Origin of the sequence: Pseudomonas sp. S36 (assembly GCF_016647875.1) — a bacterium.
Classification (GTDB): Bacteria; Pseudomonadota; Gammaproteobacteria; order Pseudomonadales; family Pseudomonadaceae; genus Aquipseudomonas; species Aquipseudomonas parafulva.
This window is the reverse complement of the sequence record NZ_JACVVG010000058.1, coordinates 1-24,666: the sequence shown is the minus strand read 5'-3', so window position 1 is coordinate 24,666 and position 24,666 is coordinate 1. Positions and strand designations below refer to the sequence as shown.

Below are 24,666 nucleotides of genomic sequence, written 5' to 3'. Positions count from 1 at the left end.
AAACGTAGGAGCGAGCGCAGCTCGCGATGCGCCGCGCGGGCGGCGCTCGGTGTCACAGGCGCAGACCCTGCTGTGGCGAGCACCCAGCGCCCCCCCGCCAATTCAGCGCTTGCCCAAGATCTTCTCCAGCATCTCAGGCCGTGGTGCACCCTGCTGGCTCTGGATGTTGCCCTGGTCATCCTTGTAGAAAATCGCCGGTGTGGCCTGCAGGCCCATCTCCTGCATCAAGGCCATGTTCCCTGCCAACTTCTGCTGCACGGCAGCCGGCACCTGCTCAAGGGCCTTGAGGGTGCTCGCGCGGCCGGCCTTTTCATGCTGCTGCAGGGCCTTGGCAGGGTCTTTGGCGGCGAGCAGGGCCGCCGATTTGCCCGGGCTGTCTTCGCGGATGATGCCCACCATGATGTGGCGCAACTGGACCTTGCCAGCCTCTACCCACGGGCGCGCCTGCTCCCAGAACATGTTGCAGTACGGGCAGTTCGGGTCGCTGAACAGGTAGACCGTGCGCGGCGCGTCGGCCTTGCCATCGGCGATCCAGGCAGACTGTTCCATCTTGCCCCAGAATGCCTTGGTCATTGGCCCGTACACCAGTTTCTGCAGGGGCTCGGCGGTGAGGTCCTTGCCTTGTTCGTCGAACAGGTTACCCACCAGCACATGCTTGCCGTCCGGGGTCAGATACAAGGCCAGGCCGTTGTTCTGGTACTCGGCCGCATAGCCGCGCATGCCGTTGGGGGCGTCGAAGCTGCCTTTGATGACAGCGCCCTTGGCCTGCAACTGCTGAACGGCTTTGGGCAGGTCTTCGGCATACACGGCAGGGGTGGCCAGCAGGGCCAGGGTCAGGGGCAGCAGTGGGGTGATGCGCATGTCAGTTTCCTTGTGCGGCAGGCCCGGGCGCAGGGGCCCGGTCGAATGATTCAAGGGCATGACGCAGGCTGGCCCGGGACAGTTCGCCCAGGTGGCTGCCCACCAGCCGGCCATCCGCGTCATAGAAAAGGGTGGTGGGCAGCGCCATGGAGCCCACGCGCTGGGCCAGCAGGCCGGTGCCGTCGAACAGCACGTGGGTTAGGCTCATACCGGTGGTTGCGAGAAAGGTGCTGACGTTTTCCGGGGTCTCGCCCTGGTTGACGAACAGAAAGGTCACCTGCGGGTACTCACCCTGGGCCTGCTGCAGCACTGGCATTTCGCGGCGGCATGGCGGGCACCAGGTGGCCCAGATATTGATCACCAGCGGCTTGCCACGGTAGCTGTGCAGCGCCACCGGCTGATCACTGGCATCGCGCAGGGTCAGGTCTGGCAGCTCGGTGCCCTTGCTGTACAGGTGGCCGCCCAAGCTGGCCAGCGCCCAGAACAGGGCGCCGCTGAACAGCGCCCACCCCAGCGGCCGGCGCAACCCGGGCTGGCGCCAGCCCTGCCAGCCAGCCGCCAGCACCATGCCGACCAGGCCGGACCAGAACAGAAAGCCGCCGTCACGGATGTCGATCACCTGCAACGGCTCGTCCTTGTACATCGACCAGTAGGCCACGACAAAGCCGATACGGGCGCTCACCACGCCGACCAGGAACAGGTTGAACAATGCTGATTCGGGGCTTTCGCCACCCCGGCGGGCCACCCACCAGCCAACCACGCTGGCAATGCCCAACGCCGCCAGCAGCAGCAGGTGGTTGAGGGCCATGGTGAGCGGCCCCAGGGTGACGGTGAGCATCAGCCTTGGCTCCTGGTGTGTGCCCAGTGCTGCACGAACGCCGCTGCATCCACTTCGCCGGTGATGCGCCTGGCGCGGCGCTCGTCGCCTTCAGGGCCAACCCAGATCAGCGTCGGCGGCCCCGGCACCTGGTAGCGCTGCAGCAGGGCCTTGCTGGCGGGGGTGTCTGCGGTGACGTCAAGGCGCAGCAGGTGCACACCTGCCAGCTCGGCCTGTACGTCAGGGCGATTGAACACCTGTTTTTCCATGACCTTGCACGACACGCACCAGTCGGCATAGTAGTCCACCAGCACCCACTGGCCACGGCCCTTGGCAGCGTCCAGTTCGCGTTGCAGGGCTTCTGGGGTGTTCACCGTGACGAAGTGGTCTTCGCCAGCCTGGCTGGCCGCTGGGGCGCCCCCGCCACCCGTGAAAGGCCGCAAGGGTTGCCAGAGGTCATCGCCGCCGGCAGCCGCGCCTACCAGCAGCAGCCCACCCCACAGCGCGCCCAGCAGAGGCACGGCGCGCAAGGCCGGCAGGCGTTGCAGCGCCGGCCACGCCGCCCAGGCCAGGGCAATCAGCCAGGCGCCGCTCAACGCCAGCAGCAGGCTGGCCGGCAGCAGGGTACGCAGGATGTACAAGGCCATGGCCAGGAACACGAAACCGAACACGCCCTTGACCAGGTTCATCCAGGCGCCTGGGCGCGGCAGGAAGCGGTTGCCCAGGGTCACCAGCAGCAACAGGGGCAGGCCCATGCCCAGCCCCAGGCTGAACAGCACCAGGCCGCCTTGCACCACGTCGCCACTCTGGGCGATGTACAGCAGCGCGCCGGCCAGGGGCGCCGTCATGCAGGGGCCCAGCAGCAGGCCGGACAACGCACCCAGCAGGGCCGCACCGTACAGGTTGCCACCGCGGGTGCCCTGGCCTGCACGATCCAGGCGGTCGCGCAGGGCAGCGGGCAGTTGCAGCTCGAAGGCACCGAACATCGGCAGGGCCAGCAGCACGAACAGAGCGGCCAGGCTACCCAGCAGCCAGGGCTGTTGCAGCCAGGCCTGCAGGCTGGCGCCCAGCAGGGCGGCCACCACGCCCAAGGCGGCATACACCAGGGCCATGCTCACCACATAGGCCCCGGCCAGCAGCCAGCCCCGGCGCGCGCTGGCGCCATTGCCCAACACCAGCCCGGCCAGTATCGGCAGCATCGGCAACGAGCAGGGCGTGAACGCCAGCAGCAGGCCAAGGCCGAAGAACGCCAGCAAGCCCCAGGCCAGGTTGCCGTCCTGCAGGTTGCTGGCCAGCGCCTGGTCGCTGGCCTGTTCGCCTGTCCGGGCTGCGGCGCTGCCACCCAAGTCGATCAACGTGGTCTGCGGCGGGTAGCACAGGCCGGCGTCCGCGCAGCCCTGCCAGCCCAGGCGCAACTGGCCTTGGGCATTGGCCGGGAGCACCAGCTCAAGCTGCTCACGGTACACCGTGCTGTCACCGAAAAACTCGTCATTGTGGTTGAGCCCGGGCGGCAACTGCGGGTGCTGCTCAGCCGGCAGGCCGTCGAACTTCAGGCGTTTCTGGTACAGGTAATAGCCGGGCTTGATCTGAAAATACAGGTGCATCTGGCCGTCGGCCTGGCGGTCCTGGGTGAGTACGAACGCCTGCTCGACGGGCAGGAAATCAGGTTTGACGGCGAAAGGGTTGGCCTGCAGGGGCCCGGCCAGCAGCACCGTCAGAAACAGCAGAAAAACGCGCATGTGTTTGCCTTGGCAGAATTTCGAATGCGGCCATGCTGGCCCGGGTTTATTAACCCAAGGTTAACCCTTGCCGGCTGGAACGGCAGCCGTGGGAGGGTCTGCCAATGTGAAACACCGCGACACAATGTCAGCTTGACTTTGATTGCGAGCGCAAAACTGGTGTAAAGTTGACGCTTGGGTCAAATTTTTTTGTCCTGCATGACTCGGCTCACTGCCCCCCACAGAGCCCTGCACAAGAATCAAAAAAGCATGGGCTGCACGGCGCAGCCCAGAGGATCAAGCATGTCCAACCGTGATATATCCCGGCGCGCCTTCCTGCAAGGCGGGCTGGTTGCTGGTGTCGGCGTGACCATGGCACCCCTTGGCAGCCAGGCATTCGCAGCACTGATGGAGGAGCGCGTTACCGCCTCCCCACAGAAATGGATGAACCATGACGGCAAGGCACGTTTTCGTAACGACGCCTTGTCCAAGGTCTGCGGCAACAAGGTGTTCGCCCGCGATATCCGTGCCAAGGACATGCCCGGCTGGCCCGCCCAGCAGGGCCATGCACTGATGTTGAAAGCTACCCGTGCCGAGCGTATTTACGAAGGCTTTGACCTGAGCCTGCTGGGCGCCGACCTGCAGCCCGACCGCATCGTGGTGGCTGCCGATCTCGAACGCGACGGCATTGCCTGGCCCGAGGCGCACTCCCCAGACCCTTTACTGCCACCGGGCAAGGTCCCGATGTTCATCGGCCACCCGGTGGCAATTCTGATCTGGCACGATTTCGAGCGTTTTCGCCAGGCCAAGCGTACCTTGCAGTTCAACGACAAGGTGATCCGCTACGGCGCCTCGGCACCGCTTTACCAGCGCGACCCTTATGGCAGTTTCCGCTTTGTACGGGTGGCCGGCGCCACGCCGTTCGATGAGGATGAATTCTCAAGCCTGAAGAACGCGCCGCTGTTTCCCACCATCCTCAACCGCAAGCCGGTGTGGAACAAAGCGCCCAACCAGCACGGCGACCTGACCGAACAGGGTTTGTTCTATGCCAACCGCATGGCAGACCAGTTGGCCAACCCGCCGCAGGGCTGGTTGGTGTTCGACGAGCGCTTCAAAACGCCGTCCATCGAGCCGGCCGCGCTGGAGCCGGACAATGGCAATGGCTGGTATGACGCGGCCAGCGCCACGCTGCATTTCGTGGTGGCCACCCAGTGCCCGTTCGAGGCCGCCCAGGAATGCGTGCACATGATCAAGCCGTCACGCTTCGCCCTGAACCGGCTGAACATGCACCCCGGCTATACCGTGGGTTATGGCTCCAAGGACAACAACATCTTCGTCTTCTACGCCGCCGTTGCCGCGCTGTACGGCGGCGGGGTGCCAATACGCCTGGCCAACGACCGCTACGAGCAGTTCCAGAGCGGTATCAAGCGCCATGCCTTCGACATCCGCTACCAGTTGGCGGTGGACAAGCAAGACAACAGCTTCAAGATCTTCCGCGCCGACATGACCTGCGACGGTGGCGGGCGCATCAATTACAGCCCGTCGGTCGCGGCGGTGGGTGCCACCGCCGCGCAGTCGATCTACTACATGCCGCAGAACGACCTGTCGGTGACCGCCTATCACTCCCGCGCTGTGGAGGCCGGCTCCATGCGCGGCTACGGCACCCTGCAGACCATGGCTGCTACCGAGATGATGGTGGACGAAGTGGCCGGCCGGCTGGGCGTGGATGCCATCGACCTGCGCCGGGCCAACGCGTTGAAGTCGGGCATGAAGAATACCCAGGGCGCGGTACCTGCAGGTGCCTTGCGCCTGTACGAGATTCTCGACAAGGCAGCGCTGCACCCGGCCTGGCGCGAGCGGGCCGCGCGCAAGCAGCAGCGCGAGGCCAGCGACCCGGACCACTGGTACGGCACAGGCTTTGCCATCTGCCAGAAAGACTTCGGCACCGGCGCCGAGGCGCCGATGGCCAGTATTGAATTCAGCCGCGATGGCCGCATCAGCCTGCGCCATATCGGCACCGAGCTGGGTACCGGCATGTCGACCTCCCAGGCGCTGGTCGTCAGCGATTTTCTGGGCCACTCGGCTGACGAGGTGCAGACGGCAGTGACCGAATGGCCGGAGTTGCAGCTCAATACCAGCGGCAACCCGTACCTGATCACCCAGGCCGAGCAGGATGCTGCCCTGCGCGACCCGCGCTGGGTCGGCAAGCTGGCTTCGCCGTCGTCCGCGACCAACTCGGCGTTCTACTTCAGCCATGCCACCCGCGAAGCGGCACGGGCCCTGTTCAACCACGGCCTGTGGCCGGCGGCCCTGGCCATCTGGCGCCAGGGCCCGTATGGCGGCCAGGCCAACCCGCTGGTGGTGCGCCGGGAAAACGCGGTGTGGGTCAATGGCGAACTCACCGGCAATGGCCTGGCGCCCATCCCCTTTGCCCAGCTGGCCGAAAAGGCCCACGCCATGGGCTTGGTGACCGGCGTCAGCGTGCACGGTTTCAACCGCTGGAGCTGGGCCGAGGCCGACTTCGTCATCGACGGTGTGCGTGAGCGCTTCCCGCTGGACGCGCTGGCTGTGAAGTACGGCGAGGGGGCGGTAAACGCCAAGAAGGCGCAGATGACCAGCCATGGCTACCACCTGCTCGACCGGCAGAACCCTGCGTACCCGGTTACCCAACTGAACAACGCCATGGTCACCTACTACAGCCCGGTGGCAACCCTGGTGGAGGTAAAAGTGAACAAAGGCACGCACCAGGTGCAGGTGCTCGACCACCACAGCTGGGTGGAGTGCGGCCGGGTGCTGGTGCCCGAGCTGGTCAAGGGCCAGCTCGAAGGCGGCATCGCCATGGGCATCGGCCACGCCCTGACCGAGGAAATGCCCCTGTACGAAGGCGGGCCGGGGGGGGAGGGCGACTGGAACTTCAACCGCTACCGCCTCCCGCACGCCCGCGACGTGGCGGTGTGGGCGCAAACCAGCGAGATACTGCCGCCGCTGTCACCCACCGACCCGTCCAAGGGCATTGCCGAAGTGGTGATGATCCCGGTGGTCGGCGCCCTCGGCAATGCCGTGGCCCATGCCATCGGCAAGCGCGTGCGCGACCTGCCCATCACCCCAGCCCGTATCCAGGAGGCCCTCAATGGCTAACCGTCCCCTGCAACTGACCCTCAACGGTCAACCGGTCGGCCCCGTCGAAGTCCCGGATGACCTGGCGATGATCGACTACCTGCACGAACACCAGAACCTCACCGGGTCACGCCTGGGCTGCGGTCAGGGTATCTGCCATGCCTGCGTGGTCATTGTCGATAACCCCGACGGCACCTGCGAGGAGGTGCGCACCTGCATCACCGGTGCGCACTATTTCGAGGGCAAGCGGGTGCGCACCATCGAAGGCCATGCCAGCCAGGACCCGGCCGGCAACCTGACGCTGAACCCGATCCAGCAGAAGTTCGTCGACCTGTTTGCATTCCAGTGCAGCTATTGCGCGCCGGGGTTCGTCAACGCCGCTACGGTGCTGGTGGAAACCGCCCAGCGCCAGCCGCTGAAACAGAGCGAAGTGCAGGACCGTATCGAGGCCAGCCTGGGCCACCACATCTGCCGTTGTACCGGCTATGTGCGCTATTACCAGGCCACCCGTGCGGTGCTCGACGACCTCGGTTTGGTGAAGGAGGGTTGAACATGGGTTGGCTACGGAACACCCTGGCACTCGCCCTGGGGCTTGCACTGGCAGCCCCGGTGCTGGCCGCCGACCCGGCCCAGGTCAAGCGCGGCCAGTACCTGGCACGTGCTGCCGACTGCATGGCTTGCCACACCGCCAAAGGTGGGGCGCCGTTTGCCGGTGGCCTGCCGATCGACTCGCCGTTTGGCACCATTTACGGCAGCAATATCACCCCTGACAAGCAGTACGGCATCGGCGACTACAGCGCTGACGAGTTCTTCGCAGCCCTCACTGAAGGCAAGCGCAAGGACGGCGCCAACCTTTACCCGGCGATGCCCTACACCTCGTACCACCTGATGCGGCGCGAGGACTCCGACGCCATTCTTGCCTACCTGATGACGGTGCCGCCCATCCACCGCCCGGCCCCGCAGACGGCGCTGCGCTTTCCGTTCAATGTGCGGCTGGGGCTCAGCGGCTGGAACCTGCTGTATGGCAAAAGCGTGCAGTTGCAGCCAGTGGCGGGTAAAAGCCCCGAATGGCAGCGCGGGCAGTACCTGGTCGAGGTCATGGGCCACTGTGGCGAATGCCATACCCCGCGCAATGCCGTAGGTGCCCTGCAGCAGGACCAGCGCCTGCAGGGCGGCCTGCTCAACGGCTACCTGGCCCCCAGCCTGCTGGCCCAGGACCTGGCCGAGCGGGGCTGGACGCAGCCGGACCTGACCACGTTTCTCAAGCAGGGCATCAGTGCCCAGGGCAGCATGTTCAACGAGATGTTCCCGGTGGTGCACCACAGTACCCAGCACCTGGAGCACGCCGACCTCGCGGCCATGGCCAGCTTCCTGCTGGGTGACCCACCACCGAAGGCCAGGGTGATCGAGCCTGTACCGGTGGCGCAGATGGCCGCCAGTGCCCAGCGTGGGCGCCAGCAGTACCTGAACGTGTGTGCCGGCTGCCACGGTGTGGAAGGCGAGGGCAAGCCGCACATCGCCGTGGCCATGCAAGGCAACACCGTGCTGCGCCAGGGCGACTCGCGTAACCTGGTAAAGGTGATCCTGGACGGCATTGGCGAGCAGCAATTCACCGGCTTCGAGCGCATGCAGCCCATGCCGGGGTTCGCTGACAAACTCGATGAACGCCAGGTGACCGACATGGTCAACTATCTGCGTCAGGCATGGGGTGGCTTGCCCGGTGACTTTAGTGAACAACAGCTGGCCGAGCTGAAGGCGGAGTGAAGCGTGCAGCATCTCGATCTACAGGTGGTTCGCCAGGCGTTGCAGTGGTCGGGTGCCGGCCAGCGTGTCTGGCTGTGCACGGTGCTGGCCACCTACGGTTCGGCGCCTCGTGCGCCGGGTTCGCTGCTGGCGGTGAATGCCGCTGGCCAGTGGCTGGGCTCGTTGTCCGGCGGCTGCGTGGAAGACGATTTTCTCGAGCGGGTGGCCTTGGGCGAATTCCCTGAGCCGGCCGCCATCGTGCGTTATGGCGATGGCAGTGATGCACGCTCGCAGGTGAGCCTGCCGTGCGGCGGGGTGCTGGACGTGCTGGTCGAAAACCTTGCCCCCAGCTGCGAGGTGCAGGGCCACCTGCGGCAACTGGAAAGCGCGCTGCTGGGCCAGCGCCGGGTGCTGCGACAGGTGAGGGTGCCCGAAGGCCTGCAAGGCTTGGCCGTCGACCTCAGCCAGGGCCCGCGGGTACAGCGTGAAGGCAACAGCGTGCAACTGCGTGTTGGCGCAGCCCAGCGCTTGCTGTTGGCGGGTTACTCCAGCGTCGCACAGTACTGCGCCGAGTTCGCCAGGGGCATGGGGTTCGAAGTAGTGCTGTGCGAACCCCGCGAAGAGGTGCTTGCTGGCGTGCACATCGACGGCATTGAGCTGCGCCGCGAGCTGCCGTCCGAATTCATCCTCAATGGCGGCTGCCATGCCGACACGGCGGTGGTGGCGCTCACCCACGACCCCAAGATCGATGACCTGGCCATGCTCGAGGCCGTGCGTACAGACGCGTTCTACATCGGCGTGATGGGCTCGCGGGCAACCTCCGACAAGCGTCGGGAACGCCTGCAGCGCATTGGTGGCCTGGGTGCACCGGAGCTGGGCCGTATTCATGCGCCCATTGGCTTGAACCTGGGCAGCAAGACCCCGGCGGAAATCGCCCTGGCGGTGCTCGCCGACGTGCTGCGCGTGCGCAACGGCATCCAGCGGGCTGCCCTGTGACGGTGGTCGCCCTGGTACTGGCGGCCGGGCGTGGCGTGCGCTTTGGCGGTGACAAGCGGCTGGCGGTCATGGCCGACGGCCGGAGCCTGTTGGCGCACAGTGTGGATAACGCCCGGGCAGTGTTCGAGGACGTGCGGGTCGTGCTGCGCGAGGGTGAGCGGGCCGAAGCGTTTGGCCTCCCGGCCGATTGCAGGTTGGTCATCAGCCCTGAAGCGGCCTGTGGCATGGGGCACAGCCTGGCCGCCGGTGCGGCTTCGCTGGCAGACAGCCCGGCACAGGCCGTAGCGATTTTGCTGGGCGACATGCCATGGATTGCAACGGCCAGTTTGCGTCGCCTTGCCCAGGCCGCCAGCCCCAGCACCATCGTTGTACCCTGCCATGACGGGCATAGCGGCCACCCGGTGATCTTTGGCCGCGACCTGTGGCCGGCGCTGCAGCAACTGGCCGGCGACCAGGGCGCACGGGTGATCGTGCAGGCCCACGGCGCACGCCAGGTGCGGGTGCCCCTGGATGATGCAGGTGTGCTGCGCGATGTCGACACACCCGGCGCCCTGCTGTAGCCGGCAAAACACCTCAGCGGGCCGCAAAGGGTTCATAATCCCCCCTTAATCCGCCCAAGGTGCAATGCCTGCCACACCATCCGGGAGCCCCACCATGCACGTTCTGCTCTGCGAGGACGATGACCTGATCGCCGCTGGCATCTGCGCCGGCCTTACTGCCCAAGGCCTGACCGTGGACCGTGTGGGCAATGCCGGGGCGGCGCGCGCCATGCTGCAGGCTGCGCAGTTCGACGTGATGATCCTGGACCTTGGCCTGCCCGACGAAGACGGCCTGAAGCTGCTGCGCCGCCTGCGTCAGCAGGGCGAGACGCTGCCGGTGCTGGTGCTCACCGCCCGCGATGCGGTCACCGACCGTGTCGATGGCCTGCAGGCCGGTGCCGATGACTACCTGCTCAAGCCCTTCGACCTGCGCGAGCTGGCGGCGCGCCTGCACACCCTGCTGCGGCGGGTGGCCGGCCGCGCGGTGAACGTGATCGAGCACGGCCCGTTGCGCTACGACCCCAGCAGCTGCGAGGCCACCCTGGCGGGCCAGGCGGTGGACCTGTCGCGCCGTGAGCAGGCACTGCTGCAGGCATTGCTGCAGAACCCCGGGCGCGTGCTGTCCAGCGACCAGCTCAAGGACTGCGTGTACGGTTTCAATGATGAGGTCGAGAGCAACGCCCTCAACGTGCACATCCATCACCTGCGGCGCAAGCTTGGCAACGGTATTGTCGAGACGGTGCGCGGCCTGGGTTACCGGCTGGGCCCGGCGCAGGCACCGGAAGGGGCCGCATCATGAGCCTGCGGGTACGCCTCAGCCTCATTCTGGGCAGCGCCTTCGTGGTCATCTGGGTACTGGCGGCCGCCTGGATGCTGCGTGATTTGCGCCAGCAGATGATGTTTTCCCTCGACCAGCGCCTGGTGGCGTCGGCGCGCATGGTGGCCGGGCTCATCGACCAGTTGCCGCAACCGCTCAGCGTCAAGGGCGAAGGCACCCACTATGCGGCCGACCAGCTCAGCGTGCCGGACGGCATGGCCTGCCAGGTCAGCTCGTTGCGGGGCGAAATCCTGGCGACCAACCACAAGCACGACGGCACCATGGATGACCAGCGCAGCGGCTTCCGTGACCAGACCATCGACGGCGCATCGTGGCGCACCTTTACCTACAACCATGGTGATGTGCGCATCACTACCGCCGACCGGCACATGGAGCGCGAGGCCCTGAACCAGTCGATTCTGCTGGCCGCTTCGGCGCCGGTGCTCATGGCCCTGCTCGGTAGCCTGGGGCTGCTGTGGATCGGCCTGGGCAAGGGGCTGGAGCCGTTGAACCGCATGCGCGATGCCCTGCGGCGGCGGCGCCCCGACAGCGTCGAGCCGCTGCAGGTAGCCGGTATGCCCAGCGAGCTGCAGCCGCTGCTGGAAACCCAGAACCAGCTGTTTGCGCGCATTGGCCAAACCATCGAACGCGAGCGCCGCCTCACCGATGATGCCGCCCATGAGCTGCGCAGCCCGCTGACGGCCATCAAGACTCACCTGCAGGTGGCGCGCATGACCGATGGCCCCGTGCGCGAGCAGGCGCTGGAGCATGCCGAGCAGGGCACCGACCGCATGCACCGCACCCTGGAGCAGCTGCTGATGCTGGCACGGGTGGAGGGCAGCCTGTCGTTTGACGACGGCATCCAGTGCAGCGCCGAGCAGGTGGCCCGCCAGGCGGTGCAGGATGCAGGTGGCGGCGACAACCGGCGGATCGTGCTGCGTTTGCCCGAAGAAGCCACACAGGTCTACCTGGGCATGCCGGCGCCATTGGCCGTAGCCGCGTTGCGCAACCTGCTGGACAACGCCCTGCGCCATGGCGGCGATCAGGCCGTAGAGCTGGAGGTGCAGATGGCCGATGGGCAGGTGGGCTTCATGGTGCGCGACCATGGCCCAGGCATTGCCGAAGCCGACCTTGAGCACCTCACTGAGCGCTTCTGGCGCAATGGGCAGAGTGGGGGCTGCGGGTTGGGCCTGGCGATTGTCCAGGCCATCGTGCAGCGCTGCGCCGGTAGCCTGCGCTTTGACAGCCATGCCGATGGGTTGCGGGTGCTGTTGCAGGTACCGGCGCGCGCCGGGCACTGACAAGAAATCCAGCAACAACCGCTAAATCCTCCTCGCACCCAAGCGTTTCCAAAGCGACAACTGCCCATTCGCTTGCTTGCGAGGATTCACCATGTCCACCGCTACCAGCCTTGCTCAGGTCGCCCCGGCCAATGCGCCGCAGCCCCTGTACGAATTCACCGACTCGCCGCTGCTGCACCGCCAGCAGCAGCAGGAATCCAACGCCCGCAGCTACCCCCGGCGCATCCCGCTGGCGCTCAAGCGGGCGCGGGGGATCTATGTCGACGACGTCGAAGGCCGCCAGTTCATCGACTGCCTGGCCGGGGCCGGTACCCTGGCGCTGGGGCACAACCACCCGGTGGTGGTCGAAGCGATCCAGCGCGTGCTGGCCGACGAACTGCCCCTGCACACCCTGGACTTGACCACACCGGTCAAGGACCGCTTCGTCCAGGACCTGTTCGGCGTACTGCCCGAAGCCTTGCGCCGCGAGGCCAAAGTGCAGTTCTGCGGGCCCACCGGCACAGATGCAGTGGAGGCCGCCCTCAAGCTGGTGCGCAGCGCCACCGGCCGCAGCACCATCATCACTTTCCAGGGCGCTTACCATGGCATGAGCCAGGGCGCGCTGAGCCTGATGGGCAGCCTGGGGCCCAAGCAACCACTGGGTGCGCTGCTGGGCAGCGGCGTGCAGTTCATGCCGTACCCCTACGATTACCGCTGCCCGTTCGGGCTGGGCGGCGAGGCGGGGGTAAAGGCCAACCTGCATTACCTGGAGAACCTGCTGCTCGACCCTGAAAGCGGTGTACCGCTGCCGGCAGCGGTGATCCTTGAAGTGGTGCAGGGCGAAGGCGGGGTGATCCCGGCGGACATTGAATGGCTCAAGGGCGTACGCCGCATCACCGAGCAGGCCGGGGTGGCGCTGATCGTCGACGAAATCCAGAGCGGCTTTGCCCGCACCGGGCGCATGTTCGCGTTCGAACACGCCGGCATCGTGCCGGACGTGGTCACCTTGTCCAAGGCCATAGGTGGCAGCTTGCCGCTGGCCGTGGTGGTGTACCGCGACTGGCTGGACACCTGGAAGCCAGGCGCCCATGCCGGCACCTTCCGCGGTAACCAGATGGCCATGGCGGCCGGCTCGGCCGTGCTCGACTACCTGGTGGAGCATCGCCTAGCCGACCACGCCGAGGCCATGGGCCAGCGGTTGCGCGGGCACCTCACCACCTTGCAGAAGGATTACCCGCAACTGGGCGATATCCGTGGCCGCGGGCTGATGCTGGGGGTGGAGTTGGTCGACCCTGACGGTGCAAGGGATGCCCAAGGGCACCCGCCCGCCCACCGGGCGCTGGCGCCCCGGGTGCAGCGCGAGTGCCTCAAGCGTGGCCTGATTCTGGAGCTGGGCGGGCGCCATGGTGCGGTGGTGCGCTTCTTGCCGCCGCTGATCATCAGTGGCGAGCAGATTGATGAAGTGGCACGGCGCTTTGCCGATGCCCTGGTCGCGGCTGTCTGAGCCTGTACCGGGGGCCATGCGCCCCCGGTTGTGGCGCGTCAGTCGAAGGTTCGCCCGGCGCGCCAGTAACCCATCAAGGTCAGGCAATCGCGTGGCAGGCCGCGCTCCTTGATCAGGTAGCGGCGTATGTCTATCACCGTGCCTGACTCCCCTGCCACCCAGGCGTGGAATGCGCTGCGGTTGCCGCTGGCCTGCTCCCACAGGATGCGGGTGTCGATGTCCACGTCTTCAAGCTTTGCCGGTGCTGCTGCCAGCCCGTGCGGCAGGCTTGCCAGTTCGCGCACGGCATGCAGCATGGCCTGCCCTTGCGCACAGCCCAGCAGGTCGCGCGGCAGCCAGTGCAACTGAACGGCACTGCCATGCACTAGCGCCAGGCAATCGGCCTCCAGCGGCACCTCGATGAACGCCTGTACCGCCAGGTCGGGTTGCGTCAGGGCCAGCGCTTCGAGCACGCCGGCAATCGCCGGCAGCGCGGTTTCATCGCCTATCAGCAAAACAGTGCGTACACCCTGGGGTGGCTTCCATTCGTAACCCCCAGGGTCGCCTTCGTAGGCCAGGTTGGGCGCCAGCATCTGCAGGCAATCGCCCACCTGCGCCTGGGTGGCCCAGGCCGAGGCCGGGCCGTTGACGCCATGCAGGACGAAGTCCACGTCCACCTCCAGCGCCTCCCGGCGCAGGGCGCGGATGGTGTAGGTGCGCATGGGCGGGCGGGCGGCTTCCGGCAGTTGTTTGCGCGCCTCGTTCCAGTGGCTGCCGTGCGGCAGGGTGGGCAGGCTGCCGTCGGCAGCCGGGAAGAACAACTTGACCCGCTGGTCGGGCCCGGTGCGTTGCATGCTGCCGACATCGGGCCCGGTAAATACCAAGCGGCAGAGCGAGGGGCTGAGCGTGACCTTGTCGACCAGTTGCAGGTCGAACATCCGGTAAGCGCTTGGCTTTTGCACCAGGCCGCTGGCCAGCCTGCGCAGGCCGCGCTGCATGGCAGTGGCGAGAGTGGAAGTGGTGGACATGGCAAGTCCTTTGGCATCGGGTTCACCGATTGGACGAAGCCTGCGCCGGCCAATTTAGCGTCACGCCGGCGCGGTTGACCGGCTCTGGCCGGCCAACGCTAATTTTTCCGGCTTGGGTTCGTTCTATAGGGACGACCTGTCATCGGGTTATTCGACCCACGCTCCGGATGCCAAGAAATGAATGCTGAAGACGCCCTGAAACTCGCTCGCCGGTTCATCGGCCTGCCCGCGGAAAAACGCCAGGTGTTCCTGGCGGCGCTACGCAAGGAAGGGGTGGATTTCTCCCAGTTCCCCATCCCTCGGGATATAGAGGCCCAGGACCGTCAGGCCCTGTCCTATGCTCAGCAGCGGATGTGGTTTCTCTGGCACCTGGACCCGCACAGCGGCGCCTACAACCTACCCGCCGCGGTGCGCTTGAAAGGGGTACTCAACCCTCAGGCGCTGGAGCAGGCGTTCGCCAGTCTGGTCGAACGTCACGAAACCCTGCGTACGGTATTTCGCCAACTGCCGGACGACAGCCTGTGCCAAGTGCCCTGCGAGCAGGCGCTGACCATAGCCTGGCGCGACCTCGGTGCGCTGTCGCCCGAGCAGCGCGAAGCCGAAGTGGCCGCCGAGGCCGAGGCCCAGGCGCAACAGCCGTTCGACCTGGCTAACGGCCCACTGCTGCGGGTACGCCTGCTACGTTTGGCCGAACAGGAGCACGTGCTGCTGTTGACCCTGCATCACATTGTGTCTGACGGCTGGTCGATGACCGTGCTGATCGATGAATTCTGCCGTTTCTACGACGGCCATGATCAAGGTGACCAGCCGCAACTGGCGGCACTGCCGGTGCAGTACAGCGACTATGCCTTATGGCAGCGCCGTTGGCTGGAGGCGGGCGAGCAGCAGCGCCAACTGGATTACTGGAGGGCGCAGCTGGGTGATGAACACCCCGTGCTGGAACTGCCCAGTGACCATCCGCGCCCGGTGCAGCCGACGTACGCGGGGCGCCGCCACCAGTTGACCCTGGATGAGCAACTGGTCGAGCAGGTGCGCGCACTGGCCCGCCAGCAGGGGGTGACCCTGTTCATGCTGCTGCTGGGGGCATTCAACATTGTCCTGCACCGCTACAGCGGCCAGGGCGACCTGCGCATCGGCGTACCCGTCGCCAACCGCAACCGCAACGAGACAGAGGGCCTGATCGGCTTTTTCGTCAACACCCAGGTATTACGTAGCCAGCTTGACGGCATGACCTCGGTGGCCGAGATGCTGGCTGATATCAAAGACACCTGCATGGGCGCCCAGGATCATCAGGACCTACCGTTCGAATGCCTGGTGGACGCCCTCAAGCTTGAACGCAGCCTGAGTTACAACCCGTTGTTCCAGGTGATGTACAACCACCAGCCGGAAGTGGCTGACGTCACTCGCCTGACGGTGGGCAAGGACCTGGAACTGAGCGTCATCGAGTGGGAAAGTCGCACCACCCAATTCGATCTGAGCCTGGACACCTTTGAGCAGGGTGGCCGCTTGAATGCCGCCTTCACCTACGCCTGTGACCTGTTCGAAGCGCCGACCATCGAGCGCCTGGCCCGGCACTGGCAAAGCGTGTTGCGGGCGATGGTCGCCAACCCGGCCCAGCGCATCGGCGACATTGCACTGCTGGACCCGCAGGAATACCAGCAGGTGGTGGAGGGCTGGGGCCGCAACGAGGCTCGATACCCCAACGAGCTGACGGTGCATGAGTTGTTCGAGATCCAGGCCGCCCGTGCGCCCGAGGCAGTCGCGCTGGTTTTCGAGGGCCGGCAGTTGTCTTACGGGGAACTCAATGCCAGGGTCAATCGCCTGGCCCGCACCCTGGTCGACCGTGGCGTGGGCCGTGAGGTGTTGGTCGGCATCGCCCTGGAGCGCGGCCTGGACATGGTTATCGGCCTGCTGGCGGTGCTCAAGGCCGGTGGCGGTTACGTGCCACTCGACCCTCAATACCCGGCCGACCGCCTGCAGTGCATGATCGAAGACAGCGGCAGCCGCCTGGTCCTGACCCAGGACAGCCTGCTGCAGCGGTTGCCGCTGCCCCAGGGTGTGCAAACCCTCTGCCTGGACCATCAGGAAGCCTGGGCACAGAGCGACGACAGCGACCTGGCCAACCGCGCCTTGCCCGGTAACCTGGCCTACGTCATGTTCACCTCCGGCTCCACCGGCCGGCCCAAAGGCGTCGGTATCAGCCACCGTGCGCTGGTGCGCCACGCCCACGTGTCGCTGGGCTTCTTCGAGCTGAGCGCTGCCGACCGGGTGCTACAGTTCGCCACCTTCAACTTCGACGGCTTCGTCGAACAGCTCTACCCGGCATTGATCTGCGGTGCCTCGGTGGTGATCCGCGGCAGTGAGATCTGGGACGCCGAAACCCTCTATCGCCAACTGGTCGAGCAACGCATCAGCGTGATGGACCTGACCACCGCCTACTGGCACATGCTGGCCAAGGAATTCGCCACCGTCGGCCCGCGTGACTATGGCGTACTGCGCCAGGTGCACGGGGGCGGCGAAGCGATGCCGCCGGAAGGCCTGCTGGCCTGGCGTCAGGCCGGGCTGGGCCATGTGCGCTTGCTCAACACCTACGGCCCGACCGAGGCGACGGTCACCGCCACTACCCTCGATTGCGACGACTATGTGCAAGGCAAGCGCCTGATCCCGCTGACCCTGCCGATCGGCTCCGTTCTACCAGGGCGCAATATCCTGGTGCTGGACGACAATGGCTTGCCGGCGCCGGTAGGGGTGGTCGGCGAACTGGTGATCGGGGGTGAGTTGCTGGCGCGTGGGTACTTCCAGCGTCCAGGGTTGAGCGCCGAGCGTTTCATCCCTGACCCGTACAGCGGTGCTGGCGCACGCCTGTACCGCACGGGCGACCTGGCCCGTTTCAATGCCGAAGGGGTGATCGAGTACGCCGGTCGAATCGACCACCAGGTGAAGATCCGAGGTTTCCGTATCGAGCTGGGTGAGATCGAAGCGCGTCTGCTGGAGCGCGATGAAGTAGCCGATGCCTTGGTACTGGCGGTACCGGGTGCCCATGGCCTGCAACTGGTGGGCTATGTGGTGCCGGCCGAGCGCGACCTGGTCGACGCCGATCCGGCCACCCAGGTTGCCCTGCGCGAAACCATTCGCAGCGGCTTGCAAGCGCATCTGCCCGACTACATGGTGCCGGCGCAGTTGCTGCTGCTGGCCCAGTTCCCCCTCAGCCCCAACGGCAAGCTCGACCGCAAGGCCCTGCCACGCCCCGATGCCAACGAGATGCAGCGCAGCCACGTGGCGCCACGCACTGCGCTGGAACAGCGAATCGCGGCCATTTGGCAAGATGTGCTCAAGCGCGAGCAGGTCGGTGTCACCGACAACTTCTTCGAGCTGGGCGGCGACTCGATCATGTCGATCCAGGTGGTCAGCCGTGCCCGTCAGGCCGGTTTGCTGTTCAGCCCCAAGGACCTGTTCCAGCATCAGACCGTACAGGGCCTGGCCAGTGTCGCTCGCCAGGGCGAGGAGGGTGTGGTGATCGCCCAGGGCCCGGTGCACGGGCCGCTGGAGTTGTTGCCGATTCAGTGCGATTTCCTTGCCCAGCCCATTGTGGCGCGCCACCACTGGAACCAGGCATTGCTGTTGCAACCCAAGCAAGCCTTGCAGGCTGATGCCCTGCGCCAGGCACTGGGATCGATCGTTACCCATCACGACGTGTTGCGCTCGCGCTTCCTGGAACAGGCGGGGTGCTGGCAAGCACGGATCGCCGCGCCGATCTCGGGCGATGAAGACCTGTTATGGGTGCACGAGGGTGTGTCCCTTGGGCAGCTTGTCGAAGTGAACGCCCAGGCGCAGGCCAGCTTGAACCTTGCCCAGGGTCCACTGTTGCGTGCGGTACTGACGACGCTGGATGATGGTAGCCAGCGCCTGCTACTGGCTATTCACCATCTGGTCGTGGATGGTGTGTCTTGGCGCATCCTGCTGGAGGACCTGCAACAGGCGTACAGCCAGTCGCTGCAAGGCCTGCCGGTGCAACTACCAGCCAAGACCAGCTCGGTCCAGGCTTGGGCCGAGCGCCTGAGCGCATGGGCACAAACCCAGGCCATGCAGGACGAGCTGGGCTATTGGGCCGGCGTATTGCGCGATGCCCCCCTCGACCTGCCGTGCGATCGCCCGCAGGGCAGCCTGCGAAGCCGTCACCGCCAGGTGGTCCGCAGCCGTCTTGATCGCCAGGCCACCCGCCAACTGTTGCAGCAGGCGCCTGCCGCCTACCGCACCCACGTCAATGACCTGCTGCTCACCGCCCTGGCCCGGACCCTGTGTGGCTGGACCGGCCATGCCGACGCCCTGATCCAGCTCGAAGGCCATGGCCGTGAGGACGTGTTCGCCGCAATCGACCTGAGCCGTAGCGTGGGCTGGTTCACCAGCCTGTTCCCGGTACGCCTCACAGCCCACGACGACGTGGCGGCCAGCCTCAAGGCCATCAAGGAACAGCTGCGCGCGGTGCCGGCCAAAGGCCTGGGCTTCGGCGTGCTGCGCTACCTTGGCCCACAGCCGGTGCGCGATACCCTCGCGGCACTGCCGCAGCCACGCGTGACCTTCAACTATCTGGGGCAGTTCGACGCTAGTTTCGACGAAGGTGCGCTGCTGGTGCCCGCCCACGAAGGCGCGGGTGCCGAATTGAGCGAAGATGCACCGCTGGGTAACTGGCTGGAGGTGGAGGGCCAGGTCTACGACGGTGAATTGGAGATGCGCTGGACCTTCAGCGGTGCACAGTTCGACACCGCTACCATCGACCACCTGGCCGCCAGCTTCGACGAGCAGCTACGCGCCTTGGTCGAGCATTGCTGCCAGCCCGGGGCCATGGGTGTCACGCCGTCCGACTTCCCGCTGGCGGGCATCGACCAGGCCCAGCTGGATGCGCTTGAGGTGCCGGCCAGCCAGGTCGAGGATATCTACCCGCTGTCGCCCATGCAGCAGGGCATGTTGTTCCACAGCCTGCTGGAGCAGGGCAGCGGCGAGTACGTCAACCAGTTGTGCGTAGATGTGGATGGCCTTGACGTCGAACGTTTCCGCGGCGCATGGCAGGCGGCGATGGATAGCCACGGTATCTTGCGCAGCGCCTTCGTCTGGCAAGGCGGCGGCCAGCAGCTGCAGATCATCCATCGCCACCTGCCGCTGGATTTCACCTGCGTTGACTGGCGCGGTAGCGGTGACCTGGACGGCGCCCTGCAGGCACTGGCCGAGCAGGACCGCGCCCGTGGCTTCGAGTTGTCGCGCCCCGGCTTGCTGCGCCTGACGCTGGTGCGTACCGGCGTACATCGTCATCACCTGATGTTCACCCACCACCATATCCTCATGGACGGCTGGAGCAGCTCGCAGTTGCTGGGTGAGGTGATGCAGCGATACCACGGCAAGGCGTCCGAACGCCCGCTGGGGCGTTATCGCGACTACATCCAGTGGCTGCAGCAGCGCGATGCGCAGAGCAGCGAGCGCTTCTGGAAAGAGCGCCTGGCGGCGTTCGAGGCGCCGACGCTGCTGGCCCGGACAGGCGCCGAGCCTGCCAGTGGCAGCGGCCACGAGCTGTTGCACCATGATTTCGACACGGCCGCGACCCAGCGCCTGAACGCCTTCGCGCGGCAGCAGAAAGTTACCCTCAACACATTGGTGCAAGCTGCCTGGCTGTTGCTGTTGCAGCGTTACACCGGCCAGGATTGCGTCACCGTTGGCACCACCGTGGCCGGTCGCCCGGCTGATCTGCCGGGGGTGGAAAACCAGTTGGGGTTGTTCATCAATACCCTGCCCCTGGCCGCCAGCCCGCACCCGCAACAAACCGTGGCGCAATGGCTGCATACCCTGCAGGACCTGAGCCTGGCCATGCGCGAGCACGAACACAGTGCCCTGTTCGAAGTGCAGGGCTGGGTCGGCCATAGCGGTGAGGCCCTGTTCGACAACATCCTGGTGTTTGAAAACTTCCCGGTTTCCGAGGCGCTGGAGCGCGGAGCACCGCAGGGCCTGAAGTTCGGTCCGGCCAGGCACAGTGACCTGACCAGCTACCCACTGACCCTGGGCGTGACCCAGGGTGAGCGCCTGGCGCTGCACTACAGCTTCGACCTGGCATACTTCAGCGCCGAGCGCATCCGCCGCATCAATGGCCACATGGCACAGCTGCTCGACGCCCTGGCGCAAAACCCACAACGCGCCCTTGGCGAGCTAGGCATGCTTACTGCGCCCGAACAGGCGCAGGTGGTCGAGCAGTGGAACGCCACCGGTGCCGATTACCCGTTGGGCATCTGTGTACATACGTTGATCGAAGCCCAGACGCGCAAGACGCCAGATGCCGTGGCTCTGGTGTTCGGCGAGCGTCAGCTGAGCTATCGCGAGCTGGATCAGCAGGCCAACCAACTGGCCCATCAACTGATCGAGCAGGGCGCGGGCCCGGACGTATTGGTCGGCATCGCCGCCCAGCGTAGCGTGGAGATGGTCCTTGGCCTGTTGGCGGTGCTCAAGGCCGGTGCTGCCTACGTGCCGCTGGACCCCGAATACCCCCGCGAACGCCTCGCCTACATGTTCGATGACAGCCGTATGGCGTTGCTGCTGACACAGACCGAGGTGCTGCCACAATTGCCGCTGCCAGCGGGTTTGCGTGCACTGTGTCTCGACCGGCAGGCTCACCTGAACTACCCGCTGACTGCGCCCCAGGTACAGCTTGAGCCGGAAAACCTGGCTTATGTGATCTACACCTCCGGCTCCACCGGTAACCCCAAGGGCGCAGGCAACCGTCACAAGGCGTTGACCAACCGGCTGTGCTGGATGCAGCAGGCCTACGGTCTGGATGCCACGGACGCGGTGTTGCAAAAAACCCCATTCAGCTTCGACGTTTCGGTGTGGGAGTTCTTCTGGCCGCTGATGGCCGGTGCCCGCCTGGTGGTCGCGGCGCCGGGCGATCATCGCGAGCCGGCACGGCTGGTGCGGTTGATCGAGCAACAGGGCATCACCACCCTGCACTTCGTACCGTCGATGTTGCAGGTGTTCCTGCAGGATGAAGGCGTGTCGCGTTGCACCAGCCTTACACGCATCGTCTGCAGCGGTGAGGCGCTGCAGGTGGATGCCCAGCAGCAGGTGTTCGCCAAGTTGCCGAATGCCGGGCTCTACAACCTCTATGGCCCTACCGAGGCTGCCATCGACGTCACCCACTGGACCTGCCGCGACGAAGGCCTGGACAGCGTACCGATCGGGCAGCCCATCGCCAACCTGGGCACCTATGTGCTGGCTGACGACCTGTCGCCGTTACCGGCGGGGTTGGTGGGCGAGTTGTACCTGGGCGGTGAAGGCCTGGCGCGGGGTTACCACCGTCGTCCGGGGCTGACCGCCGAGCGCTTCGTCGCCAGCCCGTTCGGTAATGGCCAGCGGCTGTACCGCACCGGCGACCTGGCCCGCCAGCGCGCCGATGGGGTGCTCGAGTACATGGGGCGTATCGACCATCAGGTGAAGATCCGCGGCCTGCGTATCGAACTGGGCGAGATTGAGGCGCGCCTGCTGGAGCAGCCTGAAGTGCGTGAAGCCGCAGTGCTGGCCGTGGGCAGTGGTGCCGACGTGCAACTGGCGGGCTATGTGGTGCCTGCTGCGCTGGACAGCGCCGATGAGGCCGCACAGGCCCTGTTGCGCGACGTACTCAGGGCCCGCCTGAAGGCGCTGCTGCCCGAATACATGGTGCCCACCTACCTGTTGTTGCTCGACCGCCTGCCACTGAGCCCTAACGGCAAACTCGAACGCAAAGCGCTGCCGAGCGTGGCTCCAGGTCAGGGACGGGTCGCCCATCGGCCACCTGTTGATGAGACCCAGCGCCAGTTGGCCGGCCTATGGTGCGAGGTGCTCGGTGTGCCCGAAGTGGGCCTGGACGATGACTTCTTCGAACTCGGCGGGCACTCGCTGCAGGTAGTCATGCTGCTGTCGCGCATTCGCAACGCATTTGGCATCGAACTGCCCATCAAGGCATTCCAAGGATTGCGCAAGCTCGTCGATTTGGCGGATTACCTTGAAGGTGCCGCGGCCGGGCAGGCATCCACTGACGAACTCGACCTGATCTTCGACGCGCTCGATGAACTGGAGGAAAACAATGCTCAAGCCTGATCCAGCACGTTCCCAGGAACTGATTGAACGCATCCGGGGGCTGGACGGCAACAAGCGCCAGCAACTGTACCGCAAACTGCACCAGGCGGGTGTCAACGTCGCCCGCCTGCCGATCGTGCCCGCACGCGAAAGCGGCTTGTTACCGCTTTCCTACGCACAGCAGCGCCAGTGGTTCTTGTGGCTGCTCGAACCACAATCGGCGGCCTACAACATCTGTACGGCGCTACGGCTCAAGGGTGAGTTCGAGGCTGGCGCCCTGGAACAGGCATTGCAGGGTCTGATCGCACGCCAGGCAAGTTTGCGAACCCGCTTCGTCGAGGAGGATGGCCAGGCTTGGCAGCGCATTCTAACGCCGCAAGAACTGGGTTTTGCAGTGCAGCATCGGAATGCGGGCGAGGCAAACCCGACGCAGGCCATCGAGGCATGTGTGGCCGAACAGGCCAAGCGTCCGTTCGAGCTCACGGCGCAACCGCTGATTCGCGCCTGCCTTTTGCAGTTGGCCAGTGACGATCATGTACTGGTGCTGACCTTGCACCACATCATCACCGATGGCTGGTCGATGGGTGTGCTGGTCGAGGAACTGCTGGCGCTCTACCAAGCCGCCTGCCTGGGCACCGTGGCGCAGTTGCCCGAATTGTCGATCCAGTATGCCGACTACGGCATGTGGCAGCGCCAATGGCTGGAGGCCGGCGAGCGTGAGCGTCAACTGGCCTACTGGCAAGCGCAACTTGGGCGCGAACAGACAGTGTTACCGCTGCCGCTGGACCGCCCGCGCCCGGCTGTACAAAGCTTGCGCGGCGCGAGCCTGGGCGTGCACCTGCCCGCAGCGCTGCGTGATAGCCTGCGGCAGTTGGCCCGGCAACAGGATGTATCGTTGTTCACCGTACTGCTGGCCAGCTTCCAGGTTTTGCTGCATCGCTACAGCGGTCAGGCCGATATCCGGGTTGGCGTACCCAATGCCAACCGCAACCGAGCCGAGGCCGAGCGCCTCATCGGCCTGTTCGTCAACACCCAGGTTTTCAAGGGCCTGCTCGATGGCCCCCTTCCGTTTGACGCCTTCCTGCATGCGGTGCACCTGACCGGGCAGGATGCGCAGGCTCATCAGGACCTGCCGTTCGAGCAACTGGTGGAGGCTTTGCAGCCAGAGCGCAACCTCAGCCATAACCCACTGTTCCAGGTGATGTTCAACCACCAGGACAGCCGCCGGCTGGGCCAGGTAGGTAACGGCCTGGCGGTGGAAGCACTGCAGTGGGACAACCACACCGCACAGCTGGACCTGACGCTGGACACTGTCGAGTCTGCCGAAGGCCTGTCGGCCAACCTGACCTACGCGACCGATTTGTTCGACCGTGCCACCATCGAGCGCCTGGCCGAGCACTGGCAGAACCTGCTGCAGGCCATCGTCGCCAACCCCCGGCAACCGGTGGGCGAGTTGCCGATGCTGGGCACGGCCGAGCAGGAGCGCATCGTCGTGCAGTGGAATGCCACCGCGACCGACGCCTACCCGCTGGACGCCTGCGTCCACACCCTGATCGAGGCCCAGGCGCAAAGGACCCCGGACGCCGTGGCCCTGGTGTTCGGCGAGCGCCAGCTGAGCTACCGCGAGCTGGACCAGCAGGCCAACCAGCTGGCGCACCAGTTGATCGAGCAGGGTGTGGGCCCGGATGTACTGGTGGGCATCGCCGTGGAGCGCAGCCTGGAGATGGTGCTGGGCCTGGTGGCGGTGCTCAAGGCCGGTGGCGCCTACGTGCCGCTGGACCCGGAATACCCCCGTGACCGCCTGGCCTATATGTTCGAAGACAGCGGCATCGAACTGTTGCTGACCCAGTCGCACCTGCGTGCCCAGCTGCCGGTACCGGATGCAGTGCGCGTGCTGAACCTGGACGGGCAGGGCCACCTGGCCTACCCGACCCAGGCGACCGGTGTGCAGCCTGGGCCCGAGAACCTGGCCTACGTGATCTACACCTCGGGCTCCACCGGCAAACCCAAGGGTGCGGGCAACCGCCACAAGGCGCTGACCAACCGCTTGTGCTGGATGCAGCAGGCCTATGGCCTGGAGGCCAGCGACACGGTGTTGCAGAAAACCCCGTTCAGCTTCGACGTGTCGGTGTGGGAGTTCTTCTGGCCGCTGATGGTCGGTGCCCGCCTGGTGGTG

Annotated in this window: 14 protein-coding genes; 10 read left to right on the top strand and 4 right to left on the bottom strand. The window is 65.8% G+C overall.

Annotated features, from left to right (window positions below):
* Positions 1-102: 102 nt before the first annotated feature.
* The 3 genes from dsbG to dsbD are packed head-to-tail and all read right to left on the bottom strand — an operon-like array spanning position 103 to position 3,417.
* Entirely contained in the window at positions 103-861 is a 759-nt protein-coding gene (gene dsbG, locus IAE36_RS21435) for a thiol:disulfide interchange protein DsbG (RefSeq protein ID WP_028632185.1), read from the bottom strand.
* 1 nt (position 862) lies between these two features.
* Positions 863-1,699, bottom strand: a complete 837-nt coding sequence (locus IAE36_RS21430; protein WP_201214595.1) for a TlpA disulfide reductase family protein — start codon at positions 1,697-1,699, stop codon at positions 863-865.
* Positions 1,699-3,417, bottom strand: coding sequence for a protein-disulfide reductase DsbD (gene dsbD, locus IAE36_RS21425; protein WP_201214592.1), 1,719 nt, complete (start codon positions 3,415-3,417; stop codon positions 1,699-1,701). Before dsbD ends, IAE36_RS21430 begins: the two co-directional genes overlap by 1 nt.
* A 282-nt stretch (positions 3,418-3,699) precedes the next feature.
* Between dsbD and IAE36_RS21420 the strand changes: the two genes are divergently transcribed.
* The 8 genes from IAE36_RS21420 to IAE36_RS21385 all read left to right on the top strand — a co-directional run bounded on the left by IAE36_RS21420 (position 3,700) and on the right by IAE36_RS21385 (position 13,392).
* Positions 3,700-6,534 (top strand): xanthine dehydrogenase family protein molybdopterin-binding subunit, encoded by a 2,835-nt coding sequence (locus IAE36_RS21420; RefSeq protein WP_201214586.1) that lies wholly within the window; start codon positions 3,700-3,702, stop codon positions 6,532-6,534.
* On the top strand, positions 6,527-7,063 hold the full coding sequence (locus IAE36_RS21415; RefSeq protein ID WP_201214585.1) for a (2Fe-2S)-binding protein: 537 nt from the start codon (positions 6,527-6,529) through the stop codon (positions 7,061-7,063). Before IAE36_RS21420 ends, IAE36_RS21415 begins: the two co-directional genes overlap by 8 nt.
* 2 nt (positions 7,064-7,065) lie before the next feature.
* A complete protein-coding gene (locus IAE36_RS21410) occupies positions 7,066-8,277 on the top strand; it encodes a cytochrome c (protein ID WP_201214584.1) in 1,212 nt (403 codons plus the stop codon).
* 3 nt (positions 8,278-8,280) lie between these two features.
* On the top strand, positions 8,281-9,252 hold the full coding sequence (locus tag IAE36_RS21405; RefSeq protein ID WP_201214583.1) for an XdhC family protein: 972 nt from the start codon (positions 8,281-8,283) through the stop codon (positions 9,250-9,252).
* The gene (locus IAE36_RS21400; RefSeq protein ID WP_201214581.1) at positions 9,249-9,812 is read left to right on the top strand and encodes a nucleotidyltransferase family protein; all 564 of its coding nucleotides are present in this window, start codon (positions 9,249-9,251) and stop codon (positions 9,810-9,812) included. The genes IAE36_RS21405 and IAE36_RS21400 overlap by 4 nt, the downstream gene beginning before the upstream one ends.
* A 94-nt stretch (positions 9,813-9,906) precedes the next feature.
* The gene (locus tag IAE36_RS21395) at positions 9,907-10,590 is read left to right on the top strand and encodes a response regulator (protein ID WP_028632190.1); all 684 of its coding nucleotides are present in this window, start codon (positions 9,907-9,909) and stop codon (positions 10,588-10,590) included.
* The gene (locus tag IAE36_RS21390; protein WP_201214580.1) at positions 10,587-11,909 is read left to right on the top strand and encodes an ATP-binding protein; all 1,323 of its coding nucleotides are present in this window, start codon (positions 10,587-10,589) and stop codon (positions 11,907-11,909) included. The genes IAE36_RS21395 and IAE36_RS21390 overlap by 4 nt, the downstream gene beginning before the upstream one ends.
* A gap of 91 nt (positions 11,910-12,000) precedes the next feature.
* Positions 12,001-13,392: an aspartate aminotransferase family protein gene (locus tag IAE36_RS21385; RefSeq protein ID WP_201214578.1), complete on the top strand. Its 1,392-nt coding sequence runs from the start codon at positions 12,001-12,003 to the stop codon at positions 13,390-13,392.
* Between the two features lie 38 nt (positions 13,393-13,430).
* On the opposite strand, the gene IAE36_RS21380 is transcribed toward IAE36_RS21385, so the two are convergent.
* A complete protein-coding gene (locus IAE36_RS21380) occupies positions 13,431-14,399 on the bottom strand; it encodes a siderophore-interacting protein (RefSeq protein ID WP_201214576.1) in 969 nt (322 codons plus the stop codon).
* 177 nt (positions 14,400-14,576) lie between these two features.
* Between IAE36_RS21380 and IAE36_RS21375 the strand changes: the two genes are divergently transcribed.
* Both IAE36_RS21375 and IAE36_RS21370 read left to right on the top strand, forming a co-directional pair.
* Positions 14,577-22,511, top strand: a complete 7,935-nt coding sequence (locus IAE36_RS21375; RefSeq protein ID WP_201214574.1) for a non-ribosomal peptide synthetase — start codon at positions 14,577-14,579, stop codon at positions 22,509-22,511.
* Positions 22,498-24,666 (top strand): condensation domain-containing protein (locus tag IAE36_RS21370; protein ID WP_236409157.1); only part of this gene is annotated, 2,169 nt, incomplete at its 3' end. The genes IAE36_RS21375 and IAE36_RS21370, both read left to right, overlap by 14 nt.